This is a genomic window from Alcanivorax sp. NBRC 102024 (assembly GCF_001602235.1).
GTDB lineage: Bacteria > Pseudomonadota > Gammaproteobacteria > Pseudomonadales > Alcanivoracaceae > Alcanivorax.
This window is the reverse complement of the sequence record NZ_BDAS01000013.1, coordinates 43,189-62,420: the sequence shown is the minus strand read 5'-3', so window position 1 is coordinate 62,420 and position 19,232 is coordinate 43,189. Positions and strand designations below refer to the sequence as shown.

17 protein-coding genes are annotated in these 19,232 nt (G+C 59.0%); 1 reads left to right on the top strand and 16 read right to left on the bottom strand.

Going from position 1 to position 19,232, the window contains the following annotated elements:
• Positions 1 to 6: 6 nt before the first annotated feature.
• The 16 genes from dnaE to rpsB all read right to left on the bottom strand — a co-directional run bounded on the left by dnaE (position 7) and on the right by rpsB (position 18,079).
• On the bottom strand, positions 7 to 3,507 hold the full coding sequence (gene dnaE, locus A0251_RS15670) for a DNA polymerase III subunit alpha (RefSeq protein ID WP_062817777.1): 3,501 nt from the start codon (positions 3,505 to 3,507) through the stop codon (positions 7 to 9).
• A gap of 59 nt (positions 3,508 to 3,566) precedes the next feature.
• Positions 3,567 to 4,205: a ribonuclease HII gene (gene rnhB, locus A0251_RS15665; protein WP_082810932.1), complete on the bottom strand. Its 639-nt coding sequence runs from the start codon at positions 4,203 to 4,205 to the stop codon at positions 3,567 to 3,569.
• On the bottom strand, positions 4,205 to 5,359 hold the full coding sequence (lpxB, locus tag A0251_RS15660) for a lipid-A-disaccharide synthase (protein WP_062817776.1): 1,155 nt from the start codon (positions 5,357 to 5,359) through the stop codon (positions 4,205 to 4,207). Before lpxB ends, rnhB begins: the two co-directional genes overlap by 1 nt.
• Positions 5,360 to 6,127: an acyl-ACP--UDP-N-acetylglucosamine O-acyltransferase gene (gene lpxA / locus A0251_RS15655; protein ID WP_062817775.1), complete on the bottom strand. Its 768-nt coding sequence runs from the start codon at positions 6,125 to 6,127 to the stop codon at positions 5,360 to 5,362.
• Between the two features lie 72 nt (positions 6,128 to 6,199).
• Positions 6,200 to 6,640 carry a 3-hydroxyacyl-ACP dehydratase FabZ gene (gene fabZ / locus A0251_RS15650; protein WP_062817774.1) on the bottom strand — a complete coding sequence of 147 codons (441 nt, stop codon included), beginning with the start codon at positions 6,638 to 6,640 and terminating at the stop codon, positions 6,200 to 6,202.
• Positions 6,641 to 6,676: 36 nt separating this feature from the next.
• Positions 6,677 to 7,687 (bottom strand): UDP-3-O-(3-hydroxymyristoyl)glucosamine N-acyltransferase, encoded by a 1,011-nt coding sequence (gene lpxD, locus A0251_RS15645; protein ID WP_062817773.1) that lies wholly within the window; start codon positions 7,685 to 7,687, stop codon positions 6,677 to 6,679.
• Positions 7,687 to 8,184 carry an OmpH family outer membrane protein gene (locus A0251_RS15640; RefSeq protein WP_062817772.1) on the bottom strand — a complete coding sequence of 166 codons (498 nt, stop codon included), beginning with the start codon at positions 8,182 to 8,184 and terminating at the stop codon, positions 7,687 to 7,689. The genes lpxD and A0251_RS15640 overlap by 1 nt, the downstream gene beginning before the upstream one ends.
• Positions 8,185 to 8,194: 10 nt before the next feature.
• Positions 8,195 to 10,558 (bottom strand): outer membrane protein assembly factor BamA, encoded by a 2,364-nt coding sequence (bamA, locus tag A0251_RS15635; RefSeq protein ID WP_062817771.1) that lies wholly within the window; start codon positions 10,556 to 10,558, stop codon positions 8,195 to 8,197.
• The gene (gene rseP / locus A0251_RS15630) at positions 10,555 to 11,862 is read right to left on the bottom strand and encodes an RIP metalloprotease RseP (protein ID WP_062817770.1); all 1,308 of its coding nucleotides are present in this window, start codon (positions 11,860 to 11,862) and stop codon (positions 10,555 to 10,557) included. Before rseP ends, bamA begins: the two co-directional genes overlap by 4 nt.
• Positions 11,856 to 13,040 (bottom strand): 1-deoxy-D-xylulose-5-phosphate reductoisomerase, encoded by a 1,185-nt coding sequence (ispC, locus tag A0251_RS15625; protein WP_197461961.1) that lies wholly within the window; start codon positions 13,038 to 13,040, stop codon positions 11,856 to 11,858. The genes rseP and ispC overlap by 7 nt, the downstream gene beginning before the upstream one ends.
• A complete protein-coding gene (locus A0251_RS15620; RefSeq protein ID WP_062817768.1) occupies positions 13,037 to 13,861 on the bottom strand; it encodes a phosphatidate cytidylyltransferase in 825 nt (274 codons plus the stop codon). Before A0251_RS15620 ends, ispC begins: the two co-directional genes overlap by 4 nt.
• A 2-nt stretch (positions 13,862 to 13,863) precedes the next feature.
• A complete protein-coding gene (gene uppS / locus A0251_RS15615; RefSeq protein WP_062817767.1) occupies positions 13,864 to 14,643 on the bottom strand; it encodes a polyprenyl diphosphate synthase in 780 nt (259 codons plus the stop codon).
• A 67-nt stretch (positions 14,644 to 14,710) separates the two neighbouring features.
• Positions 14,711 to 15,268 (bottom strand): ribosome recycling factor, encoded by a 558-nt coding sequence (gene frr / locus A0251_RS15610; RefSeq protein ID WP_062817766.1) that lies wholly within the window; start codon positions 15,266 to 15,268, stop codon positions 14,711 to 14,713.
• A 118-nt stretch (positions 15,269 to 15,386) separates the two neighbouring features.
• Positions 15,387 to 16,121, bottom strand: coding sequence for a UMP kinase (pyrH, locus tag A0251_RS15605; RefSeq protein WP_062817765.1), 735 nt, complete (start codon positions 16,119 to 16,121; stop codon positions 15,387 to 15,389).
• Between the two features lie 256 nt (positions 16,122 to 16,377).
• On the bottom strand, positions 16,378 to 17,256 hold the full coding sequence (tsf, locus tag A0251_RS15600) for a translation elongation factor Ts (RefSeq protein ID WP_062817764.1): 879 nt from the start codon (positions 17,254 to 17,256) through the stop codon (positions 16,378 to 16,380).
• Positions 17,257 to 17,320: 64 nt separating this feature from the next.
• Positions 17,321 to 18,079: a 30S ribosomal protein S2 gene (rpsB, locus tag A0251_RS15595; RefSeq protein ID WP_062817763.1), complete on the bottom strand. Its 759-nt coding sequence runs from the start codon at positions 18,077 to 18,079 to the stop codon at positions 17,321 to 17,323.
• Between the two features lie 293 nt (positions 18,080 to 18,372).
• Between rpsB and map the strand changes: the two genes are divergently transcribed.
• Positions 18,373 to 19,170 carry a type I methionyl aminopeptidase gene (gene map / locus A0251_RS15590; protein WP_255357641.1) on the top strand — a complete coding sequence of 266 codons (798 nt, stop codon included), beginning with the start codon at positions 18,373 to 18,375 and terminating at the stop codon, positions 19,168 to 19,170.
• Positions 19,171 to 19,232: the final 62 nt, after the last annotated feature.

The window sequence follows — 19,232 nt, the reverse complement described above, 5'->3', positions numbered from 1 at the left end:
TAATAGCTAGTACTCCATCCGTACCGCGTCTTCCCCGAACTGCACCCGGAGTTCCTCCACCAGTGACTCGTGGGGACTGATCTTCCAGGCATCGCCCATCCAGAAGCTGGCGGCGGCAACCGGGTGATCCAGATCCAGCAATACCGGTGTATTACCGCCCTGATACGGCGCCAGGGTCTGTTGCAGTCGCTGGGGTAGCGCTTCGCTGACCGGGACGGCCACGCGCAGACGGCGGGCGAAGGTTTCCCGGGCCTGACGCATGTCCATGATCTCATCGGCTATCAGATTGAAACCGCCAGTGTAGTCGTCATTCCGCACGCCTCCCTTGAAGATCAGGAGCGCATCCTTTTGCACAAGGTCGCCATATTCGGCAAACGTCTTGCCGAACACCGACACCTCGACCCGACCGGTCTTGTCGTCAAGGGTCACAAACGCCATACGCTCGCCACTGCGCTTGCTGCGGGTGATGCGTAGCGCCACCACCAACCCGGCCACCGTAGCGGCCTCACCCTTGGCGGTGGGTTGCAGTGAGTTCAACCGGGCGGAGACGAACTGGCGGACTTCACTCTCGTATTGATCAATGGGGTGACCGGTAAGGAACAGGCCCAGGGTGTCCCGCTCACCATTGAGGCGGGTGTCATCGTTCCAGGCCCGGGCCGGCTTCCACTCCACGGCGGTAGCCGGACTCTCATCCACAGCACCGAACATATCCATGATGCCGGCCGCTTCGTTACGGGCATCCTGGTCGGCGGCGGCAATGGCATCCGGCAACGTGGCCAGCAAGGTGGCCCGGTCGTGGAAGCTTGCGTTCGGGCCCAGCTTGTCCAGCACCCCGGCCCGTACCATGGCTTCCAGGGAGCGGCGGTTGATCTTTTTCAGGTCGATGCGACGGCAGAAGTCGAACAGATCCTTGAAGCCGCCACCGTCAGCACGGGCGGACACGATGGCCTCAATCGGGCCCTCGCCCAGGCCCTTGATGGCACCCAACCCATAAACGATGTCGCCTTCCGGATTCACCGTGAAGCGGTAACCGCAGGAGTTCACATCCGGCGGCAACACCTGCAAGCCCATGGTCTTGCACTCGTCGATGAAGGTCACCACCTTGTCGGTGTTCTGCATATCCGCCGAGATGGTGGCGGCCATGAATTCCGCCGGATAATGGGCCTTCAGCCAGGCGGTCTGGTACGCCACCAGCGCATAGGCCGCCGAGTGGGACTTGTTGAAACCGTAGCCGGCGAATTTTTCCACCAGGTCGAAGATTTTCATGGCCAGGTCCGGGTCGACCCCCTTGCCCTTGGCTCCCTCTTCGAAGATGGCGCGCTGTTTGGCCATTTCTTCCGGTTTCTTCTTGCCCATGGCCCGGCGCAGCATGTCCGCCCCACCCAGGGTGTAGCCGGCCAGTTCCTGGGCAATCTGCATCACCTGTTCCTGATACAGGATGACCCCGTAGGAGGGTTTGAGAATCGGCTCCAGCCATTCATGCTGGTATTGCGGATCCGGGTAGGCCAGCGGTTCGCGGCCGTGTTTACGGTTGACGAAGTTGTCCACCATGCCGGATTCCAGTGGCCCCGGACGATACAGGGCCACCAGGGCGATAATGTCTTCAAAGACGTCGGGCTTGAGCTTCTTGATCAGCTCCTTCATGCCCTGACTTTCCAACTGGAATACCGCGGTGGTATCCCCTTTCTTGAGCAGGTCGAAGCTGGGCACATCATCCAGCGGGATATGGTCGATATCGAGATCGTCCAGGCCTTCCCGGTGACGCTTCACATTGGCGGCTTTCACTGCCCAGTCGATGATGGTGAGGGTCTTCAGGCCGAGAAAATCGAACTTCACCAGCCCGGCGGATTCCACATCGTCCTTGTCGTACTGGGTCACCAGGTTGGTGCCGTCTTCTTCGCAATACAGCGGCGCGAAATCCGTCAGTTTGCCCGGCGCGATCACCACCCCCCCGGCATGCTTGCCCACGTTCCGGGTCAGGCCTTCCAGCTTGAGGGCCATCTCCCAGATTTCGTTGGCGGACTCCCGGTCAGAGTTCTCGTCACTCTCCAGGAACTCGCGCAGGCTTTCTTCCTGTTCATAGGCCTTTTCCAGGGTCATCCCCGGGGTAGGCGGGATCATCTTGGAAAGCCGGTCCGCCAGACCATAGGGTTTGCCCTGCACCCGGGCCACGTCGCGTACCACCGCCTTGGCGGCCATGGTGCCGAAGGTAATGATCTGGCTGACCGCATCGCGACCGTACTTGTCGGCCACGTAGTTGATCACCCGGTCACGCTTCTCCATGCAGAAATCCACATCGAAGTCAGGCATGGATACCCGTTCCGGGTTCAGGAAACGTTCGAACAGCAGGTCGTAGCCAATGGGATCCAGGTCGGTAATCTTGAGGGCATAAGCCACCAGGGAACCGGCCCCGGAGCCCCGCCCCGGCCCCACCGGCACTTCGTTATCCTTGCCCCACTGAATGAAGTCGGCAACGATCAGAAAGTAGCCGGGAAATCCCATCTGGTTGATGATATCCAGCTCGAATTTGAGCCGGTCATCATACTCTTTGCGCTTTTCCGCATACTCCGGGTCATTCTTGTCCAGCAATACCGTTAGCCGCTCTTCCAGCCCGTCCCGGGACAGCTTCTCGAAATACTGTTCGATGGTCATGCCGTCCGGAATCGGAAAATCCGGCAGGAAGTTCTCACCCAGGCGAATATCCAGGGTGCAGCGGCGGGCGATCTCGACGGTGTTCTCCAACGCCTCCGGCAGATCGGAAAACAGCGCCACCATTTCATCTTCGGATTTCAGGTACTGCTCTTCGGAGTATTTCTTGGGGCGACGGGGATCATCCAGGGTATTGCCGTCGTGGATACAGACCCTTGCCTCGTGGGCCTCGAAATCCTCACGGCGAATAAACCGCACATCGTTGCTGGCCACCACCGGCATCCCCAGTTCCGACGCCAGGGCGACGGTGGCATGCAGACAATCCTCGTCCCCCGGACGGGAGGTGCGCTGGACTTCCAGGTAGACACGGTCACCGTAAATGGACTGCAGCCAGCTCGCCTGCTGACGGGCAAGATCGGTTTTTTCGGCCAGCAACAGCTGCCCCACTTCGCCCTGGCTGGCGGCAGACAGCACAATCAGGCCGTCATGAAGCTCTTCCAGCCACTCGGCTTTGACCAGCGCCCTGCCCCGGTCCTGGTTGGTCTGCCAGGCGCGGCTGATCAGCAAGGTGAGATTCTGGTAGCCCTGCTCATTCTGAACCAGAAAAGACAGCTTGGCCGGCTCGTCGATATGCGTGCTTTCCACCCACAGGTCCGCCCCCATCAGCGGCTTGACGCCCGCCTTCATGGCGGCGGAGTAGAACTTGATCATGGCAAACAGGTTGGAGTCGTCTGTCACCGCCACCGCCGGGATGGACTGGCTGGCACAGGTCTTGATCAGTTCCTTGACCCGCACCACCCCGTCCACCAGGGAATAATCGGTGTGCAGGCGCAGGTGGACAAAACGGGGGTCACTCAATGGGGTGTTCCTCAGTCTTTCTGTATTCGTGTTATGCGCCGGTATGCCCGCAGCTTGCGTCAGGCATCGGTCCCGAGAATTCTTGCTACAGGGCCGAAAGAGCGGCGATGCTGATCCAGGGCGCCATGCTGCGACAGTGCCGCAAGGTGCACCTTGGTCGGGTAGCCCTTGTGGCGGTCAAAGCCATATTGGGGGTGCAAGGCATGAAGCTGCTGCATTTCCCGGTCCCGGGCCACCTTGGCCAGGATGGAGGCCGCAGAAATGGCCGGCACCCGGCCATCCCCCTTCACCACCGCCTCTGCCGGACAGGCAAAGTCGGGGACGCGATTACCGTCCACCAGCACGCCGTGCACGTCAAGAGGCAAGGCGGCTACCGCGCGCTGCATGGCCAGCAAGGTAGCATGAAAAATATTGAGCTCGTCGATTTCTTCCGGCTCGGCCCGCCCGAGGGACCAGGCCAAAGCATGAGATTTTATCTCAACTTCCAGCTGCAACCGTTTCTTTTCACTTATTTTTTTGGAGTCTGCAAGACCGGGGATCGGGCGCTGCGGGTCCAGCACCACCGCGGCGGTGACCACCGCACCCACCAGCGGGCCACGGCCGACTTCATCTACCCCGGCGACCCGCATCCCCGGCTGCCAACGGAACACTGACGGGATAAAGGGTTCAGCCAGGGCGTACTCGGAAAACGGATCCATCAGCGCCGCTCCAGCAGCTGACTCACAGCGTCCGCGGCCTTTTCACTGGCGCCACCACGCAACTGTTCATGGACCGCCCGGAAACGGGACTTGAGGGCCGCGGCCTGATCCGGATGATTAAACCAGTGGTTGACCGATTCCACGATGGCAGCGGTGGTGAGGCCATCCTGAATCAGCTCCGGGACCAGCTGTTCCCGGCAGAGCAGGTTCGGTAGCGAGACAAATTCACTTTTCACCAGACGGCGGGCAATGGCATAGGTCACCTTCCCCACCCGATAACCCACCACCATGGGCTTGCCAACCAGCAAGCCTTCCAGGGTGGCCGTGCCGGACGCCATCAGAATCACGTCTGCCGCCGCCATTACCGTGCGGCTTTGTCCGTCCACTACGGTAACCGGCAAATCTGCTGTCGACGCGAGCAACGTCTGAATCTGTTCACGGCGGGCTGCGTTGGCAGCGGGGATCACGAAGTGCAACTGCGGACGCTGAGCGTGCAGGGCCACCATGGCATCCAGGAACGCCGGCATCAGCTGCCCCACTTCCCCGCCCCGACTGCCAGGCAGAACCGCCAGGATATCCCCCTTGTCCGTCAGCCCCAGTTCGGCCCGGGCTGCAGGGGTATCGGTTTCCAGCGGTACCCGATCGGCCAGCGGGTGACCCACAAAGGCCACGGGCACCTGGTGCTGCTCATAAAAGCGAGCTTCGAAAGGCAGCAGACACAGCATCAGGTCGATGCTGCGCTTGATTCCCTTGATCCGACCCTGGCGCCAGGCCCATACCGAGGGGCTCACATAGTGGACCGTTTTCAGACCCTGGTCATGAAGGCGACGGGCAATGGGCAGGGTAAAATCCGGGGAATCGATCCCGATCACCACATCCGGCTGCTGTTCAAGCAGAAAGCCAACCAGCTGCTTGCGAAGACGCAGCAGCTCCGGCAAATGGGATATCACCTCGGTGATCCCCATCACGGAGAGTTTTTCCATGGGGAACAGACTGGACAGGCCCGCAGCGGTCATTTCCTCGCCGCCCACCCCGATAAAACGGGCACCCGGGTAACGCGCCTGCAGCGACTGCATCAAGCCGGCACCAAGAATATCGCCGGAGGCTTCTCCGGCGATCAGGGCAATCCTTGGAGCGTCCTTGCGCGAGCTCATCTAGCGGGTAATACCGCGCTCGGACGCCTTGAGGGAGTCGATCAGGATCTGCAGTTCGGGGGAAGCGTCCATGGCCTCCATTTCCGCGACCGCTTGCTCCTGGGTCAGACCCTGCCGATACAGTACCTTGTACGCCGTGCGCAGGGAGGCGATGGTCTCCTTCGACCAGCCACGGCGCTTCATTCCCTCGAAATTCATGCTTCGGGCATGGGCCGGGTTCCCGGAGACCATGACGTAGGCCGGAATATCCTTGATCACAAAGGAGCAGCCGGACGTCATCGCATAGGAGCCAATCTTGCAGAACTGATGGACCCCGGTCATGCCTCCCAGAATCACCCCGTTACCGACCTGGGCATGGCCAGCGATCGAGGCGTTATTGGCAAAGATGCAGTCGTCACCCACGATGCAGTCATGGGCCACGTGCACATAGGCCATCAGCAGATTACGACTGCCGATTTTGGTCAGGGAATTGTCCTGGATCGTGCCGCGATGGATGGTCACGGATTCACGGATCACATTGTCATCGCCGATTTCCAGCCGGGTCGGCTCACCCTTGTACTTCTTGTCCTGGCACTCCTCGCCCACGGACGCGAACTGGAAGATGCGATTGTTCTTGCCGATGGTGGTCGGTCCCTTGATGACCACATGAGACTCAATGACGGTACCAGCACCAATTTTCACATCGGGGCCGATGACCGTGAAGGGGCCGACCTGCACGTCCTCTGCAAGCTCCGCGGCCGGATCGATAAGGGCGGTCGGATGTATCATGAAAGTTTCGCTTTATTCTGCTGTGAATACGGGAAGTATACGTCAAACCCGTGCGGGAATATGCCGCCCGACTCAGACCTTCTGCTCAGCTACCAGCATCTCGGCGCTGGCGACAATCTTGCCGTCGACCTTGGCCTCGCAGGCAAACTTGAGGATATTGCGTTTGGTCATGATGAACTCGGCACTGAGGTGCAGAGTATCACCCGGCACCACCCGGCGCTTGAAGCGTGCACGGTCCGTGCCCACCAACAAATAGATGTAGCCATCACCGGGCTTCTTGTTTTCGGTAACGAACCCCAGAATACCGGCAGCCTGGGCCATGGCTTCAATGATCAGCACACCCGGCATGATGGGTTCGTGGGGGAAGTGACCATTAAAGAAAGGCTCGTTAATGGTCACGTTCTTGATCGCTTCAATGCGCTTGCCTGGCTCCACGTCGAGAACCCGGTCAACCAACAAAAAAGGGTAACGATGCGGCAGGTATTCCCTGACCGCCTGAATATCCATCATCATGTGTTCCACACAGGCAAGTGCCGCAATACGCGGCCGTTAATCGCTTGAACGTTCCAGTTTGCGCACACGGCGGGCCAGATCATCAAGGTTCCGGAAGCGAGCCACGTTCCGACGATAGCGGCTCTGGGTATCCACAGGCAACGCAGAACCGTAGGTACCCGGTTCGGTGATGGAGCTGGAAACCAGTGACATGGCGAGAATCTGGACCTTGTCACATACCTCGATATGTCCGGCAATGCCGGCGGCTCCGCCAATCAGGCAGTAAGCACCGATTTTCGCTGAACCGGCAATGCCGGCTTTGCCGGCGATAGCGGTATGATTGCCGATTACCACGTTGTGAGCGACCTGGATCTGATTATCCAGAATCACCCCATCGCCGATCACGGTATCTTCAATGGCACCCCGATCCACGGTTGTCCCGGCGCCGATTTCCACATCGGCACCGATGACGACTCCGCCGACCTGGTGCAGCTTGGTCCAGCCACCGCCATTGAAGGCGAAACCGAACCCATCGCCACCAATTACACAATTGGCGTGTATGATAGTGCGCGGTCCCAGTGTGACACCATGGTAAATTGTAACATTTGGCCAGATTCTGCACTGGTCACCGATCTGAGAACCGGCGCCTATCACGGAATTGGCCATAATCACGGCCCCCTCGCCCACCATCACGCCGGCATCAATCACTGCATTCGGGCCAATCGAGGCGGAAGCGGCAATCGTTGCCTGATCGTCGACCACGGCAGAGGGATGAATCCCCGGCGTTGCCACGGATGCGGTTTCAAAAAAGGCACTGGCCCGGGCAAATGACAAGTAGGGATCTTTCACGATCAGCGCAGCCACCGGGCAGAATTCCCGCTGGGATTCAGGAATCAGCACTGCGGCAGCCCGGGTCTGCTCCAGAAAACTGCGATAACGGGGATTGGCCAGAAACGTCAGCTGGCTGCCCGTGGCAGATTGTATTGTTCCCAGGCCATCAACCTGCTGGTCGGGGTCCCCGACCAGCTCCGCATCCAGCTGGCTGGCCAATTCGCGCAGAGTCAGCATCACTTCATCTTGTTCAGTTGCTTGGTCACCGCTTCGGTGATGTCCAGGTCCGGTTTGGTGTAGATCACAGCCTGGGCACTGACAACCAGGTCCAGATTCTCTTTCTTGGCGACCTCGGCCACGGCGCTTTGCAATTTGGGTTCCATTTCCTGCAGCAGTTCACGCTGGGCATCGTTGGCACGCTTTTGCAGTTTGCGCTGCAGGCTCTGGATTTCGATCATTTTCTGCTGACCTTCGGTCTGCATCTGCTCCTGCTGCTCGGAAGACATGGTCATGCCTTCTTTCTGGATTTTTTCCTGCATCTTGCCCACTTCCTGGCGCAGGCTGTTAAGACGCTGTTCATCGGCGCCCAGCTCTTTTTCCAGTGCGCTCATGCGTGCTTTCACATTATCGGCAGCTTGCAGCGCACCGATGGGATCAATCACACCCACACGGCTTTCAGCCATGGCAAGCGCGGGCAGCATCACAACAAAAGCAACAATCCATTTTTTCATCATTATTAAACTCCTAAAAAGTCTGTCCCAGAGAAAATTGGAAAACTTCCGTGTCATCGCCAGTCTGGTCATTCAATGCCTTGGCGAGGTTGAAACTGAGCGGGCCGATTGCTGTCAGCCAGGTCAGGCCCACCCCCACGGAAGTACGCAAGTCAGTGACATCGAAATCGGCCACAATATCACTACGTTCGGTTTCAAACACGTTGCCCGCATCGGCGAACAGGAAGGTTCGCACGCTTCGGGATTCCGGCGCAAACGGCGTCGGGAAAATCAGCTCCAGGCTGGCCTCGGTGAGCAGGTTGCCACCGATCGGGTCCGGATCCGGATCACGGGTACCATTGAGGAAGAACGCCAGACCTTCTGAGCGAGGCCCCAGAGAGCGGGATTCATAACCCCTTACCGAACCAATACCGCCGGAGTAATAGTTCTCGAAGAAGGGCAATACGGCATCATCGCCATAGCCGTCCCCATAGGCCACATCCGCCCGGGTCCGCAATGTCCATCGCTGGGTAATCGGGAAGTATTTCTGACCGTTCCAGTTCAGCTTGTAGAACCCGTAGTCGGAACCCGGGACCGCAACTTCCAGCCCCACGCTGCTGGACCAGCCCCGGTCCGGCAACACACCCCGGTTTAGCGTGCTGGTCTGCAAGGAAGCATTGAATTTGTATTCGTTGAACTCGGTACCTTCCTTCTCCAGGAAGTTGAAGATATCAACGGCGACAAAATCCCCGGTGGTGATATCGGTCCTCTCGTAGGTACCCCCGAAACTCAGCCGTGAATATTCGGAAATCGGATAACCGAATGTCACTGACCCACCCAGACGGTCCGCCGCATAGGACGCCACCGTGGTCTCATCGAAATCAATTTCGGAATAGAACAAGCTGAAGCCGCGACTCACCCCGTCCAGCGTGTAGTAAGGGTTGTAGTGGGAAAAGCTGTAGGAATCACGGATATCAGAGCGGCTGAGCGCAAATGACACCCGGTTGCCGGAGCCACGCCAGTTATTCTGGGTCACGTTGGCACCAAAGATAAAGCCGGATGCATCCGAAAAGCCCACATTGGCCCCGATGGAACCGGAGGGCTGCTCTTCCACCTTGTACTCCACATCCACCAGGTCTTCGGAATTCGGTACCCGGGGCGTGTCGGCTTCCACCACACTGAAGTACCCCAGACGCTGCAGACGCTGGCGGGACAGATCCACCAGGGAGGTGTTGGCCGGCGCTTGTTCAAACTGACGCAACTCCCGGCGAAGCACTTCATCATCGGTTTTTGCATTGCCACTGAAATTGATGCGGCGCACGTAAACCTTGCGACCCGGCTCCACATAAAAGGTCACGTCGACGGTATTGTCTTCATCATTGGCGTTGTGATCGCGGCCGTTGACCTCGGCAAAGGTATAACCCTCGTTACCAAGACGACGTTTGAGCAGGTCATTGGTATAGGTGACCAGCTGCTGACTGAACACCTGCCCTTTTTTGACGATCAGTAGCGGCTCGAGTTGCTCCTCGGCCACCACCAGATCCCCGGCCAGTTTCACTTCATTCACCGTGTACTGTTCACCCTCCGCCACATTGACGGTGATAAAGACACTGCGGCGATCCGGTGTCACCGACACCTGCGTGGACTCGATGGAAAAGTTGATATAACCGCGATCAAGGTAATAGGAACGCAAACGCTCCAGGTCGCCGCTCAGTTTCTGCCGGGAATATTTGTCATCCCCCTTGATGAACGACCAGAAGCCCGTGGAGTTCAGTTCGAAATCCTTGAGCAGTTCCTCATCATCGAACAGGTCGTTACCAACGATATTGATATCGCGGATGCGGGCGGCCTTCCCTTCATAAATCTCGATCTTGAGGGCCACACGGTTACGCGGCAAGGGCACGGATTCGGTCTTGATGTCGGCCCCGTAACGCCCCTGGCTCACATACTGGCGTTCCAGCTCGCCGGCAATGGCCTGCAAGGTAGAGCGCTGGAACACCTCACCTTCGACCAGTCCCGCCTCGGTCAGCCCCTTGCGCAGGTTTTCCTCATCGATGGATTTGTTACCGGACAGATCAATACGGGCAATGCTGGGCCTTTCCGCCACGACCACGACCAGATCATCGCCATCCCGCCCCAACTGAACATCCTCGAAATTGCCGGTGGCAAACAGGCGTTGTACCGCATCCACAATCTGGTCGCGGTCCACGGTATCCCCCGCCTGAATGGGCAATTCCGCATAGACCCGTTCCACCGGCAGACGTTGCAGCCCTTCCACGCGCACATCGTGCACCTTGAACGGCAACAGGGATTCCGCGTTCGCCCAGGGAATCAGACACAGGCAGGCTACCGCCAGAAGGCCTTTCAGCAGGCGGTTTAGTTTGTCCCCAAATCTCATGAAAACTGCTTCACCAAGTCGTTGTAAATGGCCAGTAGCATAAAGCTGACAACAAACATCAGCCCTACTCCTTGTGCGGCCATAAGAAACCGCTCCGGTAAACTGCGACCGCGGATCATTTCAATGATTCCAAAGAAAATCCAGCCGCCATCCAGCATGGGTACCGGTAACAGATTGATAATGCCGAGAGTGATACTCAGATAAGCCAGCAATGCCAGAAAACTGGCAATCCCGTAGGAGGCGCTCTCCCCGGCCACCTGGGCAATGGTAATGGGACCACCCAGATTATCCAGGGACAGTTTGCCGGTGACCAGTTTCACCAGGCTGGCCCAAACGACCTCGCACTGCTCCGCAAAGCGTTCGGAAGCCGCCAGGATGGCACCAGCCGGGCCGAATTGCTGTTGATAGATGCCGCCCATGGCCACACCGATACGGCCAAAGGTCTGCTCCCCTTCCGTGACAGTTTCCGGCGTCACGGCAAAACGCCGCAGGGCACCGTCTCTCAACACGGTGATTTCCAGTGTCTCGCCCGCGGAGGCCATGATGGCTTCCTGCCAGCTCTCCCAGCCAGCCACCGGCTCACCATTGAGGGCAACCACCTGATCCTGTGCGCGCAAACCCGCCTGATCAGCCGCACTGCCCGCCACCACTTCACCGATCAATACCGCCTGGCTGATGCCCAGCGCATCAAGAGGAAGCTGTTCCAGGTCAGCCGACCAGGGGGAGGTATCCAGCTCGCGTACGGCGGTATCACCGGATGCCGTCGTCACCGTTACCGGCAGCTTTTCTTTCTCACCGAGGTGCAGAATCAGTTCGTTATAAAAGGGACGCCAGCCTTCTACCGCCGTTCCGCCCGCCTCTACAATCCGGTCTCCCGGCGCAAACCCTGCCTGCTCCGCCACCGTCCCGGGCGTTACCGGGCCTACGACCGCCTGCATACGACTTTGCCCGAAACTGACCATTAACAACCAGTAGATCAGCATGGCGAGGATAAAATTGAATACCGGGCCGGCAGCGTAGGTAACGACTCTCTGCCACGCAGGTTTGCTGGAAAATTCACCCGGGTCCCCGGCTGCGGTTTCGTCTTCGCGGGCATCCAGGGGCTTAACATAGCCCCCCAGAGGAATGCCGCTGATCACCCATTCAGTCCCTTTCCTGTCCTTGAACCGAAACAGCTTGGGGCCAAAGCCCACGGAAAAAGTCAGCACCCGGACGCCGAAGGCTCGCATGGCCAGAAAGTGGCCCCATTCATGGAAAGCCACAATAATGACAATGGTGACGACAAAGGCCAGAATCGTCAGCATCCGCGCTCCTTGATCCACTGACAGGCGGCACTGCGTGCCTGTCGATCAATGTCCATTACCGATTCCACATCCTGACAGGCGGGAGCAGACTGGCTTTCCAGCGTGCGCGCCACCACGGCGGGAATCCCCATAAAATCCAGCCTGCCAGCCAGAAAGGCGGCAACGGCTTCCTCGTTGGCCGCATTCAATACCGCCGTGGCGGTTCCGCCTGCGCGCATGGCATCCCGGGCCAGCCCCAGGCAGGGAAAACGCTGCAAATCCGGCGCCTCGAAGTTCAGCCCCACCAGGGTGGAAAAATCCAGTCGCTGGGCACCGGACTCCACTCGCTCCGGCCAGGACAAACCACAGGCGATGGGGGTACGCATATCCGGCGTGCCCATTTGTGCCAGTACCGAACCGTCCCGGTAGGCCACCATGGAATGGACCACGCTCTGGGGGTGCACCACCACATCGACCATCTCCGGGGACACATCGAATAACCAGCAGGCTTCGATGAATTCCAGCCCCTTGTTCATCAAGGTGGCAGAATCCACCGAGATTTTCGGTCCCATATCCCAGTTAGGGTGTTTTACCGCCTGGGCCGGTGTCACTGCGGCAAGCTCGGCGGCACTGAATTCCCGGAACGGGCCACCGGAAGCCGTCAGCAGCAGTCTCTCAACCCCCGCGTTAACCCCTTCTGCCGGAAGGCACTGGAAAATCGCATTGTGCTCGGAATCCAGTGGCAACAACGTAGCCCCGTGACGCTTCACCGCGTCCATAAACAATGAACCGGTGACGACCAGGGCTTCCTTGTTGGCCAACAATACTCGCTTGCCACTTTCCACCGCCGCCAGCGTGGGCCTGACCCCCGCCGCGCCAACAATGGCTGCCACCACGGTATCCGCATCCGGATGCGCGGCAAGATCCGCCAGGGACTGGGGGCCGGATAACACTTCCACTTGAGACCCGGCCTCGGCCAGATGGTTCCTGAGTGACGTCGCCGCCACCGGATCCGACATGGCCGCAAAGCGCGGCCGAACCGCCAGGCAAAGCTCCGCCATCAGCTGCCAGCGGGAGCTGGCCGTAAGGGCGAATACCTCATAACGCTCCGGATGCCGGGCCACCACGTCCAGCGTCTGCTGGCCAATGCTGCCGGTGGCACCAAGAACGGTCAGGCGTTGTCTGCCAGAGGGTGTCACAGACTGCCTCCGGGCAGGGAAAACCAGTTGAACCCGGCCAGGGCAATGGGCATCGCCGCCGTCACACTGTCAATACGATCCAGCATGCCGCCATGGCCCGGCAAAATGGTGCCGCTGTCCTTGAAGCCGCGCTCACGCTTGACCATGCTTTCAAACAGATCTCCCAATGCCGATGCCAGCACCGTCATCAGGGCAACGATCATCAGCGGCAGCAGGTTGGCCTCCAGAAGTCCGGCGGCATAGACACCGGCCACCACAGCCAGGGCCAGGGCCACACCGCCGGCCAGCCCCTCAATGGTTTTGCCCGGGCTCACCAGCGGCGCCAACTTGTGTTTTCCGAAGGCACGACCGGCGAAATAGGCCCCGGTGTCCGCGGCCCATACCCAGAGCAAGATGAACATCAGTGCCCAGGGACCTGCCAGGCCCAGGGCGCCCTCGTCCTGAAGTTGCACAATCGCCGCCCAGGAAGGTACCAGCAAGAGCAGACCCACCAGGGCCATCAGGACAGGCCGGTACCAGACACGCGCATTACCGGGGTAACCGATCACCAGCACCAGCGCCAGCAACCACCAGACAGGAATGGCGTTAAGCAGCCATGCCGGGCGGTAGATCTCCGCCAATGCCATCACCACGCCCAGACCAATGACCCAACCGCTTCGCACTGCGGCGGACACCTTTCCCATCATCGCCGCCCATTCCCAGCCGGCCATCAGGAAGAAAACCCCGGCCACCAGGGCAAAAGGCAAGCGGTCGAGGCCAAACACGGCCCCCAGCACGATGGGCAAAAGCACCAGCGCGGTAATCACGCGCAGTTTGAGCATTCTTATTCTCCTTTCAATCCGGCCACTTCCTCACCAGAGCGTCCAAAACGCCGCTGGCGGCCGGCATAGTCCTGTAAGGCGGCAGCAAAGGCGTCCGCATCAAAATCAGGCCATAAAAGCGGGGAAAAAAACAGTTCGCTGTAGGCCAGTTGCCACAGCAGAAAGTTGCTTATTCGCTGATCGCCGCCCGTTCGAATCAACAGGTCAGGCAGGGGCAGATCCGCCATGGCCACATGCTGACCAAGGGCTTCAGACGTTATCTGATCGGCGCGCATAGCGCCCTGCTCCACTTGGGTAGCCAGCTCACGGGCAGCCTGGGCAATGTCCCACTGGCCACCGTAATTCACCGCAATCACCACCGTCATGCGCGGGTTGTCGGCAGTCAACGCTTCCGCGTCGGCCATACCGGCTTGCAGGTCCTCGGCAAAGGCACTGCGATCCCCGATAAAACGGATACGGACACCATGGCCATGCAACTCTTCCACGCGGCCTCCCAGAGCCTTGAGAAAGAGCGCCATGAGATGCTCCACTTCCGCCTGGGGACGCCGCCAGTTCTCCGAGCTGAAGGCAAACAGGGTCAGCGCTTCGATGCCGCGCTCTGCGGCAGTACGGATAATGGTCTGTACCGTGGCTTCGCCGGCACGGTGTCCTTCTTCCCCCGGCAAGCCCTGCTTGCGGGCCCAGCGGTTGTTGCCGTCCATGATAATGGCCACATGCCGGGGAAGTTCGCCCTGATGGGAGTCGATATCCGGGGCGCTGGAATGAGGGTTTTCGCTGGCCATACTGCATCCGCCAATAACAAAAGCGGGCTGACATGCAGCCCGCATCCGTGAATGATGACCGGCCGTGTTATACGGTCATCAACTCCTCTTCTTTCTCTTTCAGCACGCGGTCCACTTCCACCACCATCTTGTCGGTCAGCTGCTGGATAAGCTCTTCGCCGCGACGCTCTTCGTCCTCGGAGATTTCCTTTTCCTTGAGCAATTCCTTCAGGTCGCTGTTGGCATCACGGCGAACACTGCGCAGGGAAACCCGCGCCTGCTCGGCTTCGGCACGGACCACTTTAACCAGATCCCGACGGGTTTCTTCGGTGAGCGGCGGCAGGGGCAGACGGATCAGGCTGCCGGACGTGGAGGGATTCAGACCCAGGTCAGAGGTCATGATGGCCCGCTCAATCTGCGGAATCATGCTCTTGTCGAAGGGAGAGATGGTCAGGGTACGCCCCTCTTCCACGGAGATATTGCCCAACTGCTGCAGCGGCGTCTCAGCGCCGTAGTAGTCCACGGTAATATTGTCCAGCAGACTGGGGTGGGCACGGCCGGTACGGACACGCTTGAGAGCAGTATCCAGCGCAGCCAGACTTTTCTTCATGCGGGCTTCCGCATCTTTACGAATATCGTCAATCACCGTTATTCCTCGCCTTTCTTTTCAGCTGGGTCTGGAAAGCCCCGAAATGGCCACCAGACCTTTGTAGACAACGCCCACAAGCGGGCAACACAAAACGTTCTGAACGGGCCGCCCGGAATTATCCGGCCTCCACCAGGGTTCCCTCGCTGCCACCCAGCATCAGGTTCAGCAGCGCGCCCTTCTTGTTCATATCAAACACCCGCAGCGGCATGGAGTGATCCCGGCAAAGACAGATCGCCGTCAGATCCATGACCCCGAGCTTTTTATCCAGCACCTCGTCATAGGTCAAGGTGTCGTATTTCACGGCCGCCGGATTCTTCTGCGGGTCATCATTATAGACGCCATCCACCTTGGTGGCTTTCAGCACCACATCGGCGCTGATCTCGATGCCGCGCAAACAGGCCGCAGAATCCGTCGTAAAGAAGGGGTTGCCTGTACCGGCACAGAAAATCACCACCTCGCCATTCTTGAGATGGCGATTGGCATTCCGGTGGTCATAATGCTCCACCACGCCACTCATGGGGATGGCCGACATCAGACGGGTGCGGATATTGGATCGCTCCAGGGCATCCCGCAGGGCCAACCCGTTCATCACCGTAGCCAGCATTCCCATATGGTCGCCTGCCACCCGATCCAGGCCGGCACTTTGCAAGGCTGCACCGCGGAACAGGTTACCACCACCTACCACCAGGCCCACCTGGACCCCGATACCGACGAGCTGGCCGATTTCCAGGGAAATCGCATCCAGCACCTTGGGATCAATCCCGAAGCCTTCGTCACCCGCCAGCGCTTCCCCGCTCAGCTTGAGCAGAATACGGTTATAGCGCGGCGAGCGCTCCTTGTTCGTCGGCATGTCTTGTTCTCCACCACTCATAAGAAAGCGCCACCCATGAATACCCGCCATCATCTTGCTGTGTTACCGGCATCAGCCGGCTTTTACGCTGCACTCAATCCGCGTCGGTGTATGGCCTGCTAGCACAGTACCTCCCCGCACGATGGTTGCAAGCGGTTTTCCTTGAATCGCCTGTAACAGCCAGTCAACAGGCGAAAAAAACGCCCTGCTGATCTCGCCAGCAAGGCGTCTTTTCTCATCGATCGATGCTCAGCCCTCAGCCTTTGGCTGCGGCTTCTACCTCAGCAGCGAAATCGACTTCTTCTTTTTCAATACCTTCACCGACCACCAGACGCTCGAAAGCGACGATTTCGGCGCCAGCACCCTTCACCAGGTTGCCAACAGAGGTATTGGGATCCTTCACGAAGGGCTGATCCAGCAGGCTCACTTCCTTCAGGAACTTGTTGATCCGGCCACCCAGCATCTTCTCAACGATTTCAGCGGGCTTGCCTTCCATGTCCGGCTGGGCACGGATGATTTCTTTCTCTTTCTCGAGAACCTCAGTGGGAACCTGGTCGCCACTGACCACCATCGGGTTTACCGCGGCAACGTGCATGGCCACATCCCGACCCAGAGCCTCATCGCCACCCTTCAGGGCAACCAGAACACCAATTTTGCCACCGTGGACATAGGCACCGATGGCACCCTCGGCTTCCAGCTTGGCAGCACGACGGATCTGGATGTTCTCACCGATCTTCTGAACCAGCGCCTGGCGGGTTTCTTCAACGGTGGAACCATCTTCCAGCTTCAATTCGCCGATTTTGGCAGCGTCGGTTTCACCAGCGGCAAGAGCGGCTTCAGCCACCTTGTTGGCAAAGCCCAGGAAGTTGTCGTCACGAGCCACGAAGTCGGTTTCTGAATTGATCTCTACCATGACAGCAACGGTGTTGTCGTCATTGGTGGCAATCACAGCGGCGCCTTCCGCAGCGGTACGGCCGGCTTTCTTGGCCGCTTTGGCCTGTCCAGACTTACGCATTTCGTCGATGGCTTTTTCGATATCGCCACCCACTTCCACCAGCGCCTTCTTGCATTCCATCATGCCAAGACCGGTACGCTCGCGAAGTTCCTTAACCATTGCAGCAGTTACAGCAGCCATGATTATCCTCTCAATTTGGTAAGTTTCGGTAATACAGGCAGGCCCGCAGGCCTGCCTCGACGGATCAACCTTCGGCTTTCTCGCCTTCGGCCTCGTCGGCTACCTCGACGAATTCGCTTTCGCCACCGGTCTGGTTCTGGGCGTACTGCTTGCCTTCCAGAATGGTGTCGGCCGCCGCTTTCACGTACAGCTGAATCGCACGGATCGCGTCGTCGTTACCCGGGATCACGTAATCCACGCCATCCGGGTTGGAGTTGGTGTCCACCACCGCGACAACCGGAATACCCAGCTTGCGGGCTTCCTGCAGGGCGATGTCTTCGTGATCCACGTCGATCACGAACAGGGCATCGGGCAGACCGCCCATGTCCTTGATACCACCGATGGAACGCTCAAGCTTGTCCATCTCACGCTTGCGCATCAGGGCTTCTTTCTTGGTCAGCTTGTCGAAGGTGCCATCCTGGAACTGGGCTTCCAGTTCGCGATACCGCTTGATGGACTGACGGATGGTTTTCCAGTTGGTGAGCATGCCGCCCAACCAACGGTGATCCACATAGGGCATACCGCAGCGCTGAGCTTCTTCGCTCACCGCTTTCTGCGCTGCACGCTTGGTACCAACAAACAGGATCTTGTTGTTGCTGGCAGCCAGCTTGTTCAGGAACGCCATGGCGTCGTTGAACAGAGGCAGGGTCTTTTCCAGGTTGATGATGTGAATCTTGTTACGGGCGCCAAAGATGTATGCATTCATCTTCGGGTTCCAGTAACGGGTCTGGTGGCCGAAGTGCACACCGGCCTTCAGCATATCGCGCATAGTTACGCTGGACATTGTTAATACTCCACTTTGGGTTAGGCCTCCACGCCCCCGCATAAACCCAACCAGCAACCTTAAACAGGAAAGCCGGCACCCGGGGCTATGTGACGGGGCATGTGTGATTTCCTTCCCCACCCAACGGCGGTTACAATGCGGCACTTGTCGCCACAGGGCCGTCAGTGAGCGGGAAAGCGCGCGCTTTATACCACAGACACCCTTCCCGGGCAACGCCAAAGGCGCATTACCGGCGCAGAGAGCGCTGGCACACACCCGCTCAACCCACTGAAATAGCTGGAGTTTCCTCAAGTATCATGAATGTAGTCATCAAAACCCCCGAACAGATCGCCAAAATGCGCGAAGCGGGCAAACTGGCCGCCGAAGTCCTGGAAATGATCGGCGAGCACGTCAAGGCGGGGGTCACCACCGAGGAACTGGACCGCATCTGTCACGACCATATCGTCAACAAGCAGCATGCTATCCCCGCCTGTCTGGGCTATGGCGGCGCGCCGGGCCGGATTCCGTTCCCGAAATCCGTCTGCACCTCCGTGAACCACGTGGTCTGTCACGGCATTCCCAATGACCGCAAGGCCCTCAAGAACGGCGACATCATCAATATCGACGTGACGGTCATCAAGGATGGCTGGCACGGCGATACCTCCAAGATGTTCTATGTGGGTGAGCCCTCCGTACTGGCCCGCCGCCTGGTGGAAACCACCCGCGAGTGCATGCTGGCCGGCATCAAAATGGTCAAACCCGGGGCACGTCTGGGGGATATCGGCCATCGCATCCAGAAAATGGCTGAAGGCGAGCGCTTCTCAGTGGTGCGCGAGTACTGTGGCCACGGTATCGGTGAAGGCTTCCATGAAGAGCCCCAGGTGGTCCATTACGGCAAGCCTGGCACGGGTCTTGAATTGCAGGAAGGCATGGTGTTCACCATCGAACCCATGATCAATGCCGGCAAGGCGGCCAACAAGCTGCTGCCGGACAATTGGACCGTGGTCACCAAGGACCGCAAGCTGTCTGCCCAGTGGGAGCACACCATTGCCGTCACCGCCGACGGTTACGAGGTACTGACGGCCCGTAGCGAGGAAACCGATCTCTACTGACACGGTTCAGCCACCGGAGACATGCCAGCCTTATCGTGGAGCTGGCATGCCCGCAACGCCAT